Origin of the sequence: Aureimonas sp. ME7 (genome assembly GCF_903970965.1) — a bacterium.
In the GTDB taxonomy this organism is placed as follows: Bacteria; Pseudomonadota; Alphaproteobacteria; order Rhizobiales; family Rhizobiaceae; genus Aureimonas.
The window spans coordinates 136,820-154,121 of sequence record NZ_CAJCKW010000002.1; the positions used below are offsets into that span (position 1 = coordinate 136,820).

Here is a 17,302-nt window from a genome sequence, read left to right on the forward strand (position 1 = left end):
GATCAGGCCCGCCCGGTGCGAGGCAGCGGCTTGGCGTTGGGGGACGCCTCGACCGCATCCTTCGGATCACCGCCGCGGATCGTTTCGGGCCGAAGCTTGAAGTAGATCAGGACCGGAGCCGCGATGAAGATCGAGGAGTAGACGCCGACGAGCACGCCCGCCAGCATCGGCGCCACGAACACGCGAATCACATCGCCGCCGAACCCGTAGAGTGCGACGAGCGCCAGAACGAGAGTCACTGCCGTCAGCATTGTGCGCGACAGGGTCTCGTTCAGCGATCGGTCGATGATCTCCGAAATCGACATCTTCTTGTATTTGCGGAGGTTCTCGCGGATGCGGTCGAACACGACGACCGTGTCGTTCAAGGAATAGCCGACGATGGTCAGAAGCGCGGCGATCGAGGTCAGGTTGAACTCAAGCTGCGACACGACGAGGAAACCCATCGTCATGGCCACATCGTGCGCCGTCGCCAGAAGCGCGCCGATGGCGAACTGCCATTCGAACCGGATCCAGACATAGGCTGCGATCGCCAAGAGCGAGGCCCCGACGCCGAGGATCGCCGCCCAGGCGAGTTCGCCCGACACCGTCGGCCCCACGACCTCGACGCGCTCGAAGTTGTACTCGTCGGCCAAGGCGGCGCGAACCGCGTTCACGCTCGCCTGCGGCGTCTGCAGATCCTGCTGCTGAACCGCATAGCGGATGAGGACGTCCTGAGCGGAACCGAACTCCTGAACCTGGATGTCGCCTTCGATGATCGGCGTCAGGTCTTCGCGAAGCTTGGCGACGTCGGCTTCCGGAGCCTTCGACTTGACCTCCAGAACCGTACCGCCGGTGAAATCGATACCGAAGTTCAAGCCGCCGACGAAGATGCTGCCGATCGAAGCGATGGAAAGCCCGATCGTGATTGCGAACGCCCATTTCCGCACCGCCATGAAGCGGATGGCCGTCCCGTGCGGTACGAAGGACACCCAGCCCTTCGGCACTTCCTTCGGACGGCGCCGGCGGACCCAGAAGGCCACCAGCCAGCGCGTCAGCGTCAGCGCGGTGAAGATCGTGGTGAAGATGCCGAGCGCCAGCGTGACGGCGAATCCGCGCACCGGTCCCGAGCCGAGGAAGAACAGCACCACGGCCGCGATCAGCGTCGTGATGTTGGCGTCCATGATCGTTCCGAGTGCCTTATGGAAGCCGGCGTCGATCGACTGAACGACGGATCGCCCGTTTCGCCGCTCCTCCAGAATTCGTTCGTAGATCAGGACGTTGGAGTCGACCGCCATGCCCATCGTCAGAACGATGCCGGCGATGCCGGGAAGCGTTAGGGTCGACCCGAGCACCGACAGAAGTGCCACGAGCAGCACGACGTTGATCAGAAGCGCGACGTTGGCGATGAGGCCGAGGAACCCGTAGGCGACGATCATGAAGACGACCACGAGGACGCCGCCGATGATGCCGGCATTCTGACCGGCCGAGATCGAATCCGCACCAAGGCCGGGGCCGACCGTCCGCTCCTCGATGATGTCGAGCGTGGCGGGAAGCGCGCCCGCCCGAAGCAGCACGGAGAGATCGTTGGCGGTCTGAACCGTGAAGTTGCCGGAGATCTGCGCCTGACCGCCGAGGATCGGTTCGCGGATATTGGGGGCGGACAGAACCTTGTCGTCGAGAACGATGGCGAACGGACGGCCGACATTCTGCTGTGTCACCTCGCCGAAGCGCTGCGCGCCGCGCGCATCGAACCGGATGTTGACGACGGGCTGGTTGTTCTGCTGGTCAAAGCCGGCCTGAGCGTCGGTCAGATTATCGCCGGCGATCATCACCTGGCGCTGGACGAGAACGGGTGCGGGCGGGTTGTCGTTGGTGAGCAGGAGCTGGCTGCCGGCCGGAACCGGCTGCGCGCCGCTTTGCACGGCTTCGGGCGAATTGTTGACGTCCACGAGGCGGAAGGTCAGCTTCGCCGTCTGGTTCAGGAGCGCCTTCAAACGCGCGGGGTCCTGAAGGCCCGGGACCTGCACCATGATGCGGTCGAGACCCTGCCGCTGGATCACCGGCTCGGTCGTGCCGAGCTCGTCGACGCGGCGGCGGACCACCTCGATCGACTGGGCGACGGCGGTGGAAAGGCGATAGTTGATGCCGGGCTCGGTCAGCGCGAGGCGGAAGGTTCCGGGCTCGGTTTCCGTCAATTCGGCTTCGGTCACGCTGCCGCCCGCCAGAAGGCTGGTGGAGATCGGCGAGGTCAGGCTTTGCAGCGCCGTTCGCGCGGCCGCCCCGCCCGAAGGATCGCGCAGGGTGAAGACGACGGCACCGTCACGCTCCGCCACGTTGGCGAAACCGACATTCGCGTTGCGCAGAGAAAGCTGAACGTCGTCGCGGAGCGTCTGAAGACGGTCGTTGACCAGCGAGGGTCGATCGACCTTGAGCAGCACGTAGGAGCCGCCCTGCAGATCGAGCCCCAGCGTCATCGGCTGGTGCGGAAGAAAGCGCGGGAGCGCTTCCCTCTGCTCATGCGTCAGAAGGTTCGGAAGCGCGAAGAGAACGCCGGCCAGGACCGCGAGCCAGATGAGGACGGTTTTCCAGCGAGTGAAATGAAGCATGGCGGTTCCAAAACATGACGAAGGGGCGGAAGGCTCGCGCCCCCGCCCGTGGCAGTCGAAAGTCCGGCTTGTTCCCGAACGCCGATAAGTATCGGCGCCTGGTCTTTCCTAGCCTCGAAGGAGGCTATTTCGTGTTGGCCGCCACCGGCTCACCCTTGGTGCGAACATCCGCCACCATGGCTTGGAGGACGCGGATCTTCGTCTGCTCCGAAATCTGCACTTCCAGTTCACCGTTATCCATCACCTTGGTCACCTTGGCGATGATGCCACCGCCGGTCACCACCGTGTCGCCGCGACGGATGTTGCGCAGCATCTCGTCGCGCTTCTTGGCCGTCGTGCGCTGCGGGCGGATGATCAGGAAATACATGATCGCGAACACCGCGATGAACGGAAGGATGCTGATCAGAATGCTTTCCGGCCCTCCGGCAGCGGTGGCGGTCTGGGCGAAAGCCGGGGTGGCGAACATCAACAACTCCTCGGAGGTCTGAAAGGGCCGAAAGCGCCCTTCACAAGTCGCGCGCAATATACGAACGGTCGGCTTGAATGCAACCGGAGCCGAGAATGGCGAGAGCGCCAAGCTCGCGGACGTAGAAGGACATAGCGAGACTGTGACCGGATCGAACGACCTTCAACTCGCTTTCCTCGAGCGTATCGCCGACGCGCTGGAGCGGCTCGCCCCGCCTCCCGCGCACCCCGCCAACTTGGGCGTCGCGGACTGCTTCGTGTTTCAGCCGCCCCTCGCCCTCCAGCCGGTTCCCAAGGTCAACCGCGTCGCCGTCGAGCTTCTTCGCGGAATCGATCGCTCGCGGGACATTCTCCTCGACAACACGAGACGCTTCGCAAGCGGACACGCCGCCAACAACGCCCTTCTCTGGGGCGCTCGCGGCATGGGAAAGTCGTCGCTGGTGAAGGCTGCGCACGAACTCGTCAACCGCGAGCGTTCGGGCGAGCAGCTGCCCTTGAAGCTCATCGAGGTCCACCGCGAGGATATCGACGCCCTGCCCGGCCTGATGAATGTCCTACGCCAACAGCCCTTCCGGGTTCTCCTGTTCTGCGACGACCTGTCCTTCGACCACGACGACACGTCCTACAAATCATTGAAGGCGGCGCTGGACGGCGGCGTCGAGGGCCGGCCGGACAACGTCCTCTTCTACGCCACGTCGAACCGGCGGCATCTTCTGCCTCGGACCATGATGGAAAACGAACAGTCCACTGCCATCAATCCGAGCGAGGCCGTGGAGGAGAAGGTGTCGCTTTCCGATCGATTCGGCCTTTGGCTCGGCTTCCACAAATGCTCGCAGGACGACTACCTCGCGATGGTGGATGGCTATATCAGTCAGTCGCGTATCGCCGCCGATGCGGAGACGGTCCGCCGCGAGGCGCTGGAATGGTCGACGACGCGCGGCAGCCGCTCGGGCCGCGTCGCCTTCCAGTTCGTCCAGGATTTCGCCGGGCGTCTCGGCCAGAAGCTGGAACTCTAGTCGCGGATACGAAAAAGCCCCGGTGCGGGCAGCGCCGGGGCTTCTCCAATCTGCGATACGCGAAACTTCAGCGCAGATAGGTCATCGGGTTCACGGGCGAGGAGTCCTTGCGAACCTCGAAATGCAGCATTGGGCTATCGGTGTCGCCGGTCATCCCGGCCTTCGCGATCTCCTGACCGCGCTTCACGGTCGAGCCGCGTTGAACCAGGATGTCGTCGGCGTGGCCGTAGACGGTGACCAAGCCGTTGTCGTGCTTGATCAGAACCGTCTTGCCGAATTCCTTGAGCCCTTCGCCGGCATAGATGACGACGCCGTTCTCGGCAGCCTTGACCGGTGTTCCGCGCGGCACGGAGATGTTCAGGCCGTCGTTGCGACGCGAGCCGACCTTGTCTCCGAAATTCTTGACCACTCGGCCCTGAACCGGCCAGCGGAACTGATCGATGCCGGTGGAGGCGGGCGCGAGCGAAGCTTCCTGCTTCTCCTCCTCGGCCTTGACCGTGGTGGCGGGAGCCGGAGCGGCGGAGGCCACGGTGGTATCGGCCGCCTTGGGTGCCGCGGGCATCGTCGCGGCCGGCGCCTGGGCCGTGGCAACCGGCTGCGGTGCGGCCGGCGTATGCGGGGCCTGGGCGGCAGCAGGCGCGGCAGCCATCGGACGGTTGGCCGGCGCGGCGCGCGGGGCCGGAATGGCGGCGGCCTGCGCCTGAAGCGTCGTCGGCGGCGCGCCGAGCGAGGCCACCCGGGTGTTGCCGGCGGCGGCCGGAGCGGAGCCGCCGGGAATGACGAGGCTCTGACCGATGCGGATGTTGTCGCCGCTCAGGTTGTTCGCGGCCCGAAGATCCGAGATGCTGACGCCGTTGCGACGAGCGATGCCGAGAAGCGAGTCGCCGGATTCGACCGTCACGCTGGCGCTACGAGCACCGCCCGTGCTGCGCACTGGCTGCGTAGATGCCATGGCGCGGGACGCCTGCGTTTCCCCGATCTGCGACTGCCCGATCGGCGCGGACGAGACGGCGGCCTGCTGAGCGGGCGGCTCGTAGCTCGAACCGCCGTTTCCGTATGACGAGGCCGGCGGGGGCGGCAGGGAGGAACGGCTCACGGACGGGGTCGCTGCGGCATACGTCTCCGACGCCTGCGTTCCGTAGGACGGAGCGGCCGGTGCGGACGGAGCCGCGGCAATCTGCTGGTTGCCGACGGACGCCTTCGGGATCGCTCCTGTGTAGAAACCGTCCTGAAGCCGCGTCGCGTCCGCGCTGCAACCGGCGGATACCGCCGCCACCGACATCATGGCGACCGACAGAACAAGCCGTTTCCGAAAAAGCCGCATCATATGCGTGCGCATCGCAGTCCCCATGCATTCGCCCAACCTTGGGAGCATTAGAGCGCGTTAATGTTACCCGGCGGTTAAGCCGATCGGGCAAAACCGGAAAGACGTTTACAGAACCGTGGCAACGCCGGTTTCGAGCGGCTGCAGACGGATGGGAAAAAGCTCTGTGTGCTCGAAGCGGCTACCCTGCTTCTGATGCCGCACCACAAGCTGCTCGCCCTGTGCCGGTCCGATTGCCGCGACGAGGATTCCCCCCGACGCCATCTGCTCGACGAACGTCTTGGGCAATTGCTCGAAGGCTCCGTGCACGATGATCCGATCGAACGGCGCCTGATCGGGGCAGCCCCCTCGCCCGTCGTCATGGACGAAGGTGACATTGCCGATGCCGCAGGAGCGCAGGCTGGCTTCCGCCTGCGTCGTCAGCGTCTTGTAGCGGTCGACGCTGACCACCTGCACCGCGAGCCGAGCCAGAAGCGCGGTCACATAGCCGCTCCCCGTGCCGATCTCGAGAACGCGGTGCTCGGGCTGCATTCGCAGGGCCGCCGCAAGGCGCACCGCCGTTCGCGCGCTCGGCATGGTCTGCCCGCAGGCGATGGGAAAGCTGTGGTCGCCATAGGGGTGCTCGACGCCCGCCGGCACGAACGGACGGCGCGGCACGGCCTCCACCGCTTCCATGAGGCGCCCTGCAACCGCATCCTCGGAGCGGATGCGCATCAGGAGCGACGCCAGACCCTCGCGATCCGCCGGCATCGTCACGCCGCGTCCGTCAATTGCCGGAGAACGCCGCGCGCATCTCCTGGCGCAGCGCATGATGTGTCAGGTCGAGTTGCAGCGGCGTCACCGAGATCGAGCCGGCCTGGATGGCGCCAAGATCCGACCCTTCCATCTCCGGCCCCGATTGGCGACCGAACTTCAGCCAGAAATACGGCAGACCCCGCCCGTCCTGACGCTCTTCGATTCCCAGCGCGTAGTCGAGCTTGCCCTGCCGCGTGACCTCGACGCCCTTCACCTCGCCCGCCGCGACGGCGGGGAAGTTGACGTTGAAGAGCGTTTCCTTCGGCGCCGAAACGGTCAGGAGCTTGCGGATGACGTCAGCGCCGTGCGTTTCGGCCGTCGACCAAAGCGCATCGCGATCGCTATCCGCGCGAAAGGACTGGCTGAGCGCCACCGAACGATAGCCGAGCATCATGCCCTCGATCGCACCGGCCACCGTGCCGGAATAGCTGACGTCGTCGCAGATGTTCTGGCCGGCGTTGACGCCGGACAGCACAAGGTCCGGCTCATCAGGCATCAGGTGCTTGGCCGCCATGATAACGCAGTCCGTCGGCGTTCCCGTCACCGCGAAACGGCGCTCGCCCTCGCGGCGCACGCGCAACGGTGAGGACAAGGTGAGCGAGTGCGACAGACCGCTCTGGTCGGTTTCCGGCGCTACGATCCATACATCGTCGGATAGTTGACGCGCGATCGTTTCCAGGACCTTCAGGCCCGGCGCATGGATACCGTCGTCGTTCGTCAGAAGGATGCGCAAGCGTTCACTCCCTGCCGATCAGTTCGATGCCGCCCATGTACGGCCGCAAGGCATCGGGAATGCGGATCGCTCCCGCTTCGGTCTGATAGTTTTCCATGACGGCGATCAACGCGCGCCCCACCGCCGTTCCCGAGCCGTTCAGCGTATGGACGAACCGGGGCGCTTGGCTCGCACCGGCGGGCCGAAAACGCGCGTTCATCCGCCGCGCCTGAAAGTCGCCGCAGACCGAGCAGCTCGAAATCTCGCGGAACGCATCCTGGCCGGGCAGCCAGACCTCGATGTCGTAGGTCTTGCGAGAGGAGAACCCCATGTCGCCCGTGCAAAGGACGACCGTGCGATAGTGGAGCCCAAGCCGCTCCAGCACCGTTTCGGCCGCGCGCGTCATGCGCTCGTGCTCGTCGGTGGAGGTTTCGGGCGTCGTGATCGATACGAGTTCGGCCTTGTAGAACTGATGCTGGCGCAGCATGCCGCGCGTGTCGCGACCCGCCGATCCGGCCTCGGATCGGAACGAGGGCGTCAGCGCCGTGTAGCGCAGCGGCAAGGCGGCGCCGTCCAGGATCTGCTCCCGCACGAGATTGGTCAGCGAGACCTCTGCTGTCGGGATCATCCAGCGGCCATCCGTCGTACGGAACAGGTCCTCCGCGAACTTCGGCAACTGGCCGGTGCCGTAGAGCGCCTCGTCACGCACGAGAATGGGCGGCGAGACTTCCTCGTAGCCGAACTCGGCGGTGTGGATGTCCAGCATGAACTGGCCGAGCGCCCGCTCCAGACGCGCCAGACCGCCCTTCAGCACCGTGAAGCGCGAGCCGGACATGCGCGCCGCCGCGTCGAAGTCCATGAGACCGAGCGCTTCGCCGAGTTCGAAATGCTCCTTCGGCGGGAAGGCGAATTGCGGCTTCGCGCCGCCGCGCCGAATCTCGACATTCCCGGCCTCGTCGGCTCCCTCCGGCACGTCGTCGAGCGGGATGTTGGGCAGCGCGGCCAGGAAGTCGGTGAGTTCGGCGTCGAGGCGACGCTCTTCCCGCTCCCCATCCTGGATCTTGGCCTTGAGGTCGGCGACCTCGGCCATGACGGCATCGGCCCGGGCGGCGTCGCCGGATGCCTTCGCCTTGCCGATCTCCTTGGAGGCCTCGTTACGGCGCCCCTGCCAGGTCTGCAGCGTCGTCAGGTGTTCGCGCCGCGTTTCGTCCAGACGCAGCACCTCGGCCGAAGCCGGGGGGGCGCCACGGCTTCGCAGCGCCTCGTCCAGACGTTCGTGGTTCTCGCGAATCCATTTCAGGTCGAGCATGTCTCTCCAGTCCGCGCGTGGCGGACCGGAGGTCGCGGAGGATCACTCCGCGGACGCTTCCGCTTCCGCCAGGCGCTCGGCGCGCTTCTTCTCGATCAACCGTGCCGTGATGATCGAAATTTCGTAGAGAATGATGGTCGGGATCGCAAGACCGATCTGGGACAGCGGATCGGGCGGCGTCAGGATCGCGGCAGCGATGAATGCTATGACGATCGCGTACTTGCGCTTGTCCTTCAGGCTCTGCGAACCGATGATCCCCGCCCGCACCAGCAGCGAGGCGATCACCGGCAGTTGGAACACGAGCCCGAAGGCGACGATCAACGTCATGATTAGCGACAGGTATTCCGACACGCGCGGCAGAAGAAGGATCGCGGCATCGCCGCCCCCGCCCGTCTGTTGCATCGACAGGAAGAACCACATCACCATGGGCGTGAAGAAGAAGTAGACGAGAAGCGCGCCGAGCAGGAACAGAAGCGGCGTCGCTACCAGGAACGGCACGAAGGCCGAGCGCTCGTCGCGGTACAGGCCCGGCGCGACGAACTTGTAGATCTGGATCGCGATCACCGGAAAGGCGAGGAAGAAGCCGCCGAACGCGGCGACCTTCACCTGCGTGAAGAAATATTCCTGGGGCGCCGTATAGATCAGCTCGACGGCGGCCGGATCGAGCCCGGCCCATGACGTGGCGATCTGGTAGGGCACCACGAGCACGTTGAAGATCTGCTTGGCGAAGAAGAAGCAGATCAGGAACATGCCGAAGAAGCCCGCGATCGCCCAGATCAGGCGACGGCGCAACTCGATGAGATGTTCGATCAACGGCGCGGACGACGCCTCGATATCGGCTTCCGAACGCTTCACGTCGGCTCTCCCGTTCGCGAAGGAGTCTCGACGGATTTGGGAGGCGTCGGCGAGACGGGTTCAGCTTCGACAACCGAACTGGCCATTCCGTCGGCCGGTGGCGAACCCTGTCCCGACCCGTTCGGATTGGATGACATCGTCATAGGGGGCTCGGCCGGGGCCGCCGGCTCGCCCGCCTGCGGAACACGCGGGGGCGCGGCGACGGTGGCAGCCTTCAGCGACGAGCGAATCTCGTCGCCCACCGCCCTGATGGGATTGAGGTTCTTTTGGATCGCGTTTCGCGGATCGAGCGAGCGCACCTCGTCGGCCGTCTTGCGGAGCTCGTCGAGTTCCGCTTCCTGGAGGGCCTCGTCGAACTGGCGGCGGAAGTCGCCTGCCATGCGTCGCATCTGCGAACTGACACGGCCGAAGGTGCGAAGCATCTTGGGAAGATCCTTCGGCCCGACGACCACGATCAGCACGATCGCGATGACGAGGAGTTCAAGTCCGCCAATATCGAACATGGGCTTGCCGCATGCGGAAGGTGGCGGAGCCAAGGCTCCGCCATCGACCTCAGATGCGCGACTTCTCGACGGGTGTTTCCGTGCTCAGCGCGTCGCCCTCGCGAGCTTCCAGCGAACGGCGCTCCTGCACGGCCGCCGTATCCTCGTCGGCCATACCCTTCTTGAAGTTCTTGATGCCCTTCGCGACATCGCCCATGAGTTCGGGAATCTTGCCTCGCCCAAACAGAAGCAGCACCACCGCCAGCACGATGAGCCAATGCCAGATGCTGAAGCTTCCCATATCGATTCTCCTTTAGGCGCCGTGCGCCCTAGATCCGGTTCACGCCGATCCGTCCAAGCCTTCAAGCACGAAAACGTCTTGTCGATCAACGGATACGACGACGTCATTCACACTGTCGCGCTCGGCCCGAGCAAGAGTTCCGTCCTTCACGTTCTCGTCGGCCAAGTCGACCTGAAGAATCACGGCTGACTGGACGGCGAGTTTCCGTTCTCGCCAACGATCGTGGCAAGCATACGACGCAAGCCGGCGATGCGAAGGGCTATCTCTTCGATATGAGGTCGCCGAAGGCAGTCTACCACCACCCAAGCCTGAATACTTAGGCGCCAACGCCAAGGAGTTCGAAGAATTCCTGGCGCATCGCATCGGTGGCCGGAGCATCCGCACCCTTGGCGATGATGTCGCGCGCGCGGTTCCCGCGTTGTAGTCCGGCACCGGCGAGTTCAGGCACGGCCGAAGCCACCGCGCGCATCTCTTCGAGATCGCCGTTGCAATGAAGCGCCAGATCGCAGCCGGCGGCGATCGCGCGTCCAGCCAACTCGTGCATATCGCCCTGCAGTGCCTTCATCGACATGTCGTCGCTCATCAAGAGGCCATCGAAGCCGAGCGCACCGCGGATGATGTCGGCTATTACGCGCGGGGAAAGAGTCGCGGGACGATCGGGATCGAGCGCTTCGAACAGGATGTGTGCGGTCATACCCGCCGGCAGATCGGCCAGGGCTCCGAAGGGCCGAAAGTCGTGAGCTTCCAGCTCCGCCCGCGAAGCGCGCACGGTCGGAAGTTCGAGATGGCTGTCGGCCTCGGCGCGTCCGTGACCCGGAATGTGCTTCATCACCGGCAGGACACCGCCGCTTGTCGAGCCCTCCGCCGCCGCCCGTCCCATATCCGCGACAGCGATCGGGTCATCGGCATAGGCCCGGTCGCTGATGATGGAATGGGCGCCCGGCGCGGGCAGGTCGAGACAGGGAATGCAGTTGCCCGTGATGCCGTAACCCGTCCGCAGATCGTCGGCGAGAAGGCGACCCTGCAGCCAAGCGGCGCGCAAACCCTTCGCCCGGTCCGCACGATAGATCTCGCCGATCGCGGCGGCGGGCGGAAAGCGCGGCGCGAACGGTGGGCGCAACCTTTGAACGCGGCCCCCCTCCTGATCGACCAAGACGGGAACGGTGTCGCCACCCGACACGTCCTTCAACTCGGAGACGAGGTCGCGCAGCTGATTCGGATCGCCGATGTTGCGTCCGAACAGGATGAAGCCCCATGGCCGCTCGTCGGCGAAGAAGGCGCGCTCGTCCGCCGTCAGGGCATGGCCGATGCAGCCGGAGATCCAAGCCTTCGAAGCACTCATGTTCGCTCTTCCATCGGCGCGACCGGATGGAATCCGCTCCGCCTTCCCGCGTTCGAAACCCTGCAGCGAGCCGCCGCCCAAGCCCGCAAGCCCGGCGGCCACACCCAGCGTCAGCGCGTCACGAAGCAGCTGCCGCCGGCCGACTTCAGGCTTTCGCACAGGGAGTTCGCCTCGTTCTTCGAAGCCGCAGTCACGCGCACCCGGTAGAAGGTTCCCTTTCCGGGAATCTCGGCCGACTTGATGCCGAGCGAGCGCCCGCCGATGACGCTCGAAAAGCGGCGACCCATATTGGCCATCGATTCTTCGGCTGCCGCCTGGGACGGCTGCGAAGCGATCTGGACGAAATAGGCATCCGCAGGCGCAGGCTGCTCCGCGATGGCGGCAACCTGCCGAGGCGCTTCGGGAACGGGCATAGGCTGCGGAGCGGCAGGCGCTTCCACTGGGGCGGGCGTCGTCGAAGCGGTGGTGATGTCGGCGCTGTCGCCGAAGGGCATCGTCGGCTGAATGCCTGCGATGGGATCCAGCGTCGCGGCATGCGCCTGCATCGACGATGCGCTGAGGAGGCTGGAAGCCGGAGCCTCGGAAGCCACCAGCGTCCCGTCCGGGCGCACGGTCATGGTTCGGACCTTGCGCGGCTGCAGCGTCCCGTCGTCGGCCGAAGCCGTCCTCGTCGGTTCCGCGGCCGGCGTGGCGGCGGGCTCTTCGTCGGGAAGCGCGATCTCCTCGCCCATGTCGACGCCGGGAAGGCTTTCGGGCGGAACGTCCTCGTCGGCCGCGATATCGAGCGGCTCTTCCATTGCCGTTTCCAGCGACTGCTGGGTTGGCGGCGTCTGCGAAGAAACGCCCGCGACCTTCTGGTAGACCGCCTTGTTCTGGTTCGGGATCGAACGTCCGCCCGGGTCGGCCGGCGCGATCTTGAACGGTTCGGTATCAGCGGTGATCAGGAAGGAATCGTCGCCGCGCTCGCTGCCCGGGAGCAGCGTCACGGCGGCACCCGCCACGGCCACGATCGCGATCACGGCCACACCGCCCATGAGGGCGATGCTCTTCAGTCGCGAGCGGGTGCGAACGGGATAGTCGTCGTACTCGTAGGGTTCGAGCTGATCGTCCGCGTCCTCGTAGCCGAGCGCGTAATCGTCGTCCTGCTGCGGCGGCGCGCCCGAGCCGCGCATCGCCGCAAGCTCGCTGGAAATCAGTTCGTCGAAATCGTCCAGCGTGATCGCCTGGCGCGGTTCGAGCTCGAATTCCGAATCGCGCGCCGGCGCGAAGGATTGCGTTTCCGCCGGATTGGTGTTGCGGGGGCGCGCCGGTTGGCTAAGGCCGAACAGCGCTTCGTCGATCTGATGGTCGGCATCGCCCGACCCCTTGATCCCGCGCGGCAGACCGCCGCGCGACACGGTCTCCGTCAAGGGACGCTCGGTCGGAGCGATCGATACGGGGGGCGCGGCGGACGTCGGCTGGTAGGTGAAGTTCTCCCAGTCGGAGCTGCGAACCTCCACAGGCTCGAAGCCGCCGTAGGCTCGCCCGTCGGCGCGGCTCGCGGAGGGTCCGTCCCGGCCAGGCGTCGCATGGCCGAGGAAATCGTCAACGTCGCCTACCCTCGAGGCGCCGGCGCCCTTAACGTCCTTCATGACCTCACCCCATGTCCCGCGAAACGGCCTCGATCCGGCGGGACCCGACGCCGTTTCCCAAGCCTGCCCCTAGGGTGCGAACTTGTTCAAAGCGTGGTCCCGTCAGCGCATCTCGTCGGGTGCCTGAACGCCGACGAGCCCGAGGCCGGAAGCGATGACGAAGGCCACGGCCTGCACCAGCCCGAGGCGCGCTCCGGTTATTTTCGCATCGTCAACCTTAACGAAGCGTAACTCCGGCTGATCCTTGCCTCGGTTGTACTGGGCGTGGAAGGCGGACGCGAGTTCATAGAGATAGAAGGCCAGGCGATGCGGCTCCTTGGCGAGCGAGGCCGCCTGGATCAGGCGCGGATACTCCGCCAGCTTGCGCACGAGCCCGAGTTCGCCCTCGTCCGCCAGTAGCGCCAGGGTTTCCGTTTCGACTTCGGCCAGCGCGGAGACGTCCATCCCTTCGGCGGCGGCCTGCCGCATGATCGAGCGCGCCCGAGCGTGCGCGTATTGGACATAGAAGACCGGGTTGTCCTTGGACTGCTCGGTCACCTTCTGGAAGTCGAAGTCGAGCGGTGCGTCGCTCTTGCGGAACAGCATCATGAACCGCACGGGATCGCGCCCGACCTCGGTCACCACATCGGCCAGCGTGACGAACTCGCCCGCCCGCTTCGACATCTTCACCGGCTCGCCGTTGCGGAACAGCTTCACGAGCTGGCACAGCACGACGTCGACATGCGCCTTCTCGCCGGCCACCGCCTTGGCCACCGCCTCCAACCGCTTGACGTAGCCACCATGGTCGGCGCCGAGCACGTAGACCATCTCGTCGAAGCCGCGCGCGAACTTGTCGGCGAAGTACGCCACATCGGCGGCAAAATAGGTGTAGGCCCCGTCGGACTTCACGAGCGGACGGTCCATGTCGTCGCCGACATCGGTGGAGCGCAGAAGGGTCTGCTCCCGGTCCTCCCAGTCCTCCGGGGTCTGCCCCTTGGGCGGCGGAAGCGTTCCCTGGTAGACAAAGCCCTTGTCGCGCAAGGCATCGACGGCCTGCGTGATGCGGCTGGGATCGCCCTCGTGCAGCGTCTTCTCGGAGAAGAACACGTCCTGCGCGATGCCGAGCGAGCGAAGGTCGTCGCGGATCGACATCATCATGGCGCTGATCGAGTAGGAGCGGACGAGCGGCATCCACTCGGTCTCGTCCTGCGCCAGAAGATCGCGCCCGTAGCGAATGGCAAGCGCCGCGCCCACCGTCTTCAGGTAGTCGCCAGGGTAAAGCCCGGCAGGAATGTCGCCGATCGCCTCGCCCAGCGCTTCGCGGTAGCGCAGGTAAACCGACTGCGCGAGAACGCCGATCTGCCCGCCGGCATCGTTGATGTAGTATTCCTTGGCCACGTCGTTGCCGGCGAACGCCATGACGTTGGCGATCGCATCGCCCACCACGGCGCCCCGGCAATGGCCGACATGCAGCGGCCCGGTCGGGTTCGCAGACACGTATTCGACATTGACCCTGTGGCCCGTCGGCGCGCCGCGACCGTAGTCGAGGCCCTGGCGTAGAAGCGCACCCAGATGCTCGGTCCAGAAGCGGGAATGGAGCTTCAGGTTGATGAAGCCTGGCCCGGCGACATCCACCGAAGCGACGTCGGCATCCGCCCTGAGCGCCTCAGCGAAGGCTTCGGCCAGTTCGCGCGGCTTCGTGCCGAGGGGTTTGGCCAGCACCATCGCGGCGTTGGTCGCCAGATCCCCGTGGGACGGATCGCGCGGCGGCTCGACACCAATGCGCGACAGGTCCGCCTCGCCCGATCCGCGTTCGCGAAGAACGGCTTCGACGCGTTCACGAATGCGATGCTCGAAGTCGGCGAAGATGTTCATCAGGGGTATCCAACTGATTGAAATGCCGCGCCCGCGCTGGCGAGCGTCATGATCCAAACTGCGGCGCTAGCTCAAATCCGGCGTATGGTCAAACAAGCGCCGGTGCTCGGCCAGCGCGAAACTGTCGGTCATCCCCGAAAGATAGTCCCCGACATGCCGTTGGAGCGCCACGTCGCCCAGTCCATCGGCCTGCTCGCGCCAAGCCGTCGGAAGGTCGCTGGGATGCAAGACGAACCGATCGAACAAATCCTCGACCACACCTTCCGCTAAGCCCATCACGCCGATGACGCGAGGATCGCGGTATACGCGTTTGAAAAGAAACGCTTTCGTCTGCGCCACCTGGGTGCGCATTTCGGCCGAGAAGTCGACGATCGTCTGCCCGGCGGCCCGAACGTCGTCGATGGTGCGAGGGCCGATCGCCTCGAGGCGTGCGAGCGAAGCGGTGATCACGTCCTCCACCAGCCGCGTGATATGCCGGCGCATGATCTCGTGTCCGGTGCGAACGGGATCGAGCGCCGGATAGCGATCCCGCACTTCACGCAGGATGTCGCCGGCGAGATCGAGCTGCTGGAGGTCGTCGACATGAATGAGGCCGGCGCGCAGCCCGTCGTCGAGGTCGTGCGTATTGTAGGCGATATCGTCAGAGATCGCGGCGGCTTGCGCTTCGAGACCGGCGAAGAGCTCCAGCCCCAGCGAAAAGCGCGCATCGAACTCTGCGATCTGGGGCGGTAGCGGCGCGCCCAACCCCACGCCGCGCACCGGACCGTTGTGCTTCACCAGCCCTTCCAGCGTCTCGAAGGTCAGGTTCAGCCCGTCGAACTCCGCATAGCGCCGCTCCAGCGCGGTCACGATGCGGAGCGACTGAGCATTGTGGTCGAAGCCACCACAGCCTTGCAGCTTGCGGTCGAGCGCCCGCTCGCCGGCATGACCGAAGGGCGTATGGCCGAAGTCGTGGACCAGCGCGATCGCCTCCGTCAGGTCCTCATCGAGACGCAGCGCGCGGGCGAAGGCTCTTGCGATCTGCGAGACCTCGATCGTGTGCGTCAGACGCGTGCGGAAATGATCGCCCTCGTAGGCGACGAAGACCTGCGTCTTGTGCTTGAGCCGGCGAAACGCGGTGGAATGGACGATCCGGTCGCGGTCGCGCTGAAACGGCGTGCGCGTTCGGCTGCTCGGCTCGAAGACCAGACGCCCACGCGAAGCGTCGGCATGCGCGGCATAGGGAGCGAGACCATCCTGCCCCGTTCCGATCCGCGACTCCCTACCCTCGGACATCGTCCCCCGTTCCCCGCCGGTGCGGATCGCTCCAGGCGGTGCCGTGCGACTCCGAAGCCTTGCGAGATTGACCCCGCTCCGGCGCATCCATACCTTACGTCCATGACCCCAACAACAAGAGGCCGGAGCCTTCTCTCCCGAGCTCCGGAACGCTCATGAGCGACACGCTCGACACGTCCATCACCGTTTCCGATGCCGCCGCGCGGCGCATCCTTGCCATCCTTTCGAAGAACGAAGCCGAAAACGCGCTGCGCATTTCGGTGGAAGGGGGCGGTTGCTCTGGTTTCTCCTACAAGTTCGATCTCGCCCATGATGAGGCTGAAGACGATCTGGTGATCGAGAAGAACGGCGCGCGCGTTCTCGTGGATCAGGTCTCGCTCGCCTATCTCGACGGCTCGGTGGTCGATTTCGTCGACGACCTGATGGGCCAGTCGTTCCAGATCCGCAATCCGAACGCGACGGCTGCCTGCGGCTGCGGGACATCCTTCTCGATTTGACAGCGACACCGGCCGCGGGGCATGCCCGGGGTCTGTTTCGACCCTGATCGAGAAGGCCGCCTCATGCTCGTCGCCACCTGGAACATCAACGGCGTCAAGGCGCGCCTCGACGTCCTCCTGGCCTGGCTCGACGAGCGCCAGCCCGACATCGTCGGGCTCCAGGAGATCAAGAGCGTCGACGAAGCCTTTCCGCGCGCCGAGCTCGAGGGGCGAGGGTGGCATGTGGAAACGCATGGCCAGAAGGGATTCAACGGCGTCGCGCTGTTGTCCAAGACTCCGCCGACTAGCGTCGAGCGCGGCCTTCCGGGCGACACAGCGGACGAACAGGCGCGCTTCATCGAAGGGCTGTGGGAATTCGATGGGCGCGAGTTGCGCTTCGGCTGCCTTTATCTACCGAACGGCAATCCGCTCGGTACGGAGAAGTTTCCCTACAAGCTGGCCTGGATGGAGCGGCTCGAACGGCACGCTGCATCACGCCTGCGTGACGAGGTCCCGTTCATCCTGGCCGGAGACTACAACGTCATCCCCCAGCCGGAGGATGTCCGGAATCCTTCTGCCTGGACCGGGGACGCGCTCTACCAGCCGGAAAGCCGAGGCGCCTATCGCCGTCTCCTCAATCTCGGACTGACCGACGCGCTGCGCGCGACCACAGACGCGGCCAAGACCTACACGTTCTGGGATTACCAAGCCGGCGCCTGGCCGAAGGACAACGGGATCCGCATCGATCACGTTCTTCTGTCGCCAGAGGCGGTGTCGAGCCTTCGCTCGGTTGCGATCGACAAGCATGTGCGCGGCTGGGAAAAGCCGTCCGACCATGTGCCGGTGGTCGTCGATCTCGACCCGGCGGCTCTGCGCTAGC

The 17,302-nt window shown here is 65.4% G+C and carries 16 protein-coding genes; 3 read left to right on the forward strand and 13 right to left on the reverse strand.

The annotated features are described in order from the left end of the window. Nucleotides 1-2 precede the first annotated feature (2 nt). Entirely contained in the window at nt 3-2,585 is a 2,583-nt protein-coding gene (secD, locus tag H7A85_RS04085) for a protein translocase subunit SecD (RefSeq protein ID WP_182084627.1), read from the reverse strand. 124 nt (nt 2,586-2,709) lie between these two features. Then, nucleotides 2,710-3,051: a preprotein translocase subunit YajC gene (gene yajC, locus H7A85_RS04090; RefSeq protein WP_182084628.1), complete on the reverse strand. Its 342-nt coding sequence runs from the start codon at nt 3,049-3,051 to the stop codon at nt 2,710-2,712. A gap of 142 nt (nt 3,052-3,193) precedes the next feature. Between yajC and H7A85_RS04095 the strand changes: the two genes are divergently transcribed. Next, nucleotides 3,194-4,066, forward strand: coding sequence for an ATP-binding protein (locus H7A85_RS04095; protein WP_182085054.1), 873 nt, complete (start codon nt 3,194-3,196; stop codon nt 4,064-4,066). A 67-nt stretch (nt 4,067-4,133) separates the two neighbouring features. Here the strand turns inward: H7A85_RS04095 and H7A85_RS04100 are convergent, their stop codons facing one another. From H7A85_RS04100 to H7A85_RS04150, 11 genes are all read right to left on the reverse strand, one after another. Further along, nucleotides 4,134-5,393, reverse strand: coding sequence for a M23 family metallopeptidase (locus tag H7A85_RS04100; RefSeq protein ID WP_244630925.1), 1,260 nt, complete (start codon nt 5,391-5,393; stop codon nt 4,134-4,136). 105 nt (nt 5,394-5,498) lie between these two features. Beyond that, on the reverse strand, nt 5,499-6,140 hold the full coding sequence (locus H7A85_RS04105) for a protein-L-isoaspartate(D-aspartate) O-methyltransferase (protein WP_182084630.1): 642 nt from the start codon (nt 6,138-6,140) through the stop codon (nt 5,499-5,501). Between the two features lie 16 nt (nt 6,141-6,156). After that, nucleotides 6,157-6,918, reverse strand: coding sequence for a 5'/3'-nucleotidase SurE (surE, locus tag H7A85_RS04110; RefSeq protein WP_182084631.1), 762 nt, complete (start codon nt 6,916-6,918; stop codon nt 6,157-6,159). A 4-nt stretch (nt 6,919-6,922) separates the two neighbouring features. Next, entirely contained in the window at nt 6,923-8,206 is a 1,284-nt protein-coding gene (gene serS / locus H7A85_RS04115; protein ID WP_182084632.1) for a serine--tRNA ligase, read from the reverse strand. A 42-nt stretch (nt 8,207-8,248) separates the two neighbouring features. Then, nucleotides 8,249-9,061, reverse strand: a complete 813-nt coding sequence (gene tatC / locus H7A85_RS04120; RefSeq protein ID WP_182084633.1) for a twin-arginine translocase subunit TatC — start codon at nt 9,059-9,061, stop codon at nt 8,249-8,251. Then, entirely contained in the window at nt 9,058-9,564 is a 507-nt protein-coding gene (gene tatB / locus H7A85_RS04125; RefSeq protein WP_182084634.1) for a Sec-independent protein translocase protein TatB, read from the reverse strand. Before tatB ends, tatC begins: the two co-directional genes overlap by 4 nt. Before the next feature lie 49 nt (nt 9,565-9,613). Next, the gene (locus H7A85_RS04130) at nt 9,614-9,844 is read right to left on the reverse strand and encodes a twin-arginine translocase TatA/TatE family subunit (RefSeq protein ID WP_182084635.1); all 231 of its coding nucleotides are present in this window, start codon (nt 9,842-9,844) and stop codon (nt 9,614-9,616) included. A gap of 316 nt (nt 9,845-10,160) precedes the next feature. Next, the gene (nagZ, locus tag H7A85_RS04135; RefSeq protein WP_182084636.1) at nt 10,161-11,186 is read right to left on the reverse strand and encodes a beta-N-acetylhexosaminidase; all 1,026 of its coding nucleotides are present in this window, start codon (nt 11,184-11,186) and stop codon (nt 10,161-10,163) included. A 110-nt stretch (nt 11,187-11,296) separates the two neighbouring features. Next, nucleotides 11,297-12,817 carry an SPOR domain-containing protein gene (locus H7A85_RS04140; RefSeq protein WP_182084637.1) on the reverse strand — a complete coding sequence of 507 codons (1,521 nt, stop codon included), beginning with the start codon at nt 12,815-12,817 and terminating at the stop codon, nt 11,297-11,299. Nucleotides 12,818-12,919: 102 nt separating this feature from the next. Continuing rightward, nucleotides 12,920-14,671: an arginine--tRNA ligase gene (gene argS, locus H7A85_RS04145; RefSeq protein ID WP_182084638.1), complete on the reverse strand. Its 1,752-nt coding sequence runs from the start codon at nt 14,669-14,671 to the stop codon at nt 12,920-12,922. 66 nt (nt 14,672-14,737) lie between these two features. Beyond that, nucleotides 14,738-15,946 (reverse strand): deoxyguanosinetriphosphate triphosphohydrolase, encoded by a 1,209-nt coding sequence (locus H7A85_RS04150; RefSeq protein WP_182084639.1) that lies wholly within the window; start codon nt 15,944-15,946, stop codon nt 14,738-14,740. 155 nt (nt 15,947-16,101) lie between these two features. Between H7A85_RS04150 and erpA the strand changes: the two genes are divergently transcribed. After that, a complete protein-coding gene (erpA, locus tag H7A85_RS04155) occupies nt 16,102-16,443 on the forward strand; it encodes an iron-sulfur cluster insertion protein ErpA (RefSeq protein WP_182084640.1) in 342 nt (113 codons plus the stop codon). A 63-nt stretch (nt 16,444-16,506) separates the two neighbouring features. Beyond that, on the forward strand, nt 16,507-17,301 hold the full coding sequence (xth, locus tag H7A85_RS04160) for an exodeoxyribonuclease III (protein WP_182084641.1): 795 nt from the start codon (nt 16,507-16,509) through the stop codon (nt 17,299-17,301). The last annotated feature ends 1 nt before the right edge of the window (nt 17,302 follow it).

Coding starts and splice junctions, on each gene's coding strand:
- secD (WP_182084627.1), bottom strand. CDS start 2,585: ATGCTTCATTTCACTCGCTGGAAAACCGTCCTCATCTGGCTCGCGGTC.
- yajC (WP_182084628.1), bottom strand. CDS start 3,051: ATGTTCGCCACCCCGGCTTTCGCCCAGACCGCCACCGCTGCCGGAGGG.
- H7A85_RS04100 (WP_244630925.1), bottom strand. CDS start 5,393: ATGATGCGGCTTTTTCGGAAACGGCTTGTTCTGTCGGTCGCCATGATG.
- H7A85_RS04105 (WP_182084630.1), bottom strand. CDS start 6,140: ATGCCGGCGGATCGCGAGGGTCTGGCGTCGCTCCTGATGCGCATCCGC.
- serS (WP_182084632.1), bottom strand. CDS start 8,206: ATGCTCGACCTGAAATGGATTCGCGAGAACCACGAACGTCTGGACGAG.
- tatB (WP_182084634.1), bottom strand. CDS start 9,564: ATGTTCGATATTGGCGGACTTGAACTCCTCGTCATCGCGATCGTGCTG.
- H7A85_RS04130 (WP_182084635.1), bottom strand. CDS start 9,844: ATGGGAAGCTTCAGCATCTGGCATTGGCTCATCGTGCTGGCGGTGGTG.
- nagZ (WP_182084636.1), bottom strand. CDS start 11,186: ATGAGTGCTTCGAAGGCTTGGATCTCCGGCTGCATCGGCCATGCCCTG.
- H7A85_RS04140 (WP_182084637.1), bottom strand. CDS start 12,817: ATGAAGGACGTTAAGGGCGCCGGCGCCTCGAGGGTAGGCGACGTTGAC.
- argS (WP_182084638.1), bottom strand. CDS start 14,671: ATGAACATCTTCGCCGACTTCGAGCATCGCATTCGTGAACGCGTCGAA.
- H7A85_RS04150 (WP_182084639.1), bottom strand. CDS start 15,946: ATGTCCGAGGGTAGGGAGTCGCGGATCGGAACGGGGCAGGATGGTCTC.
- erpA (WP_182084640.1), top strand. CDS start 16,102: ATGAGCGACACGCTCGACACGTCCATCACCGTTTCCGATGCCGCCGCG.
- xth (WP_182084641.1), top strand. CDS start 16,507: ATGCTCGTCGCCACCTGGAACATCAACGGCGTCAAGGCGCGCCTCGAC.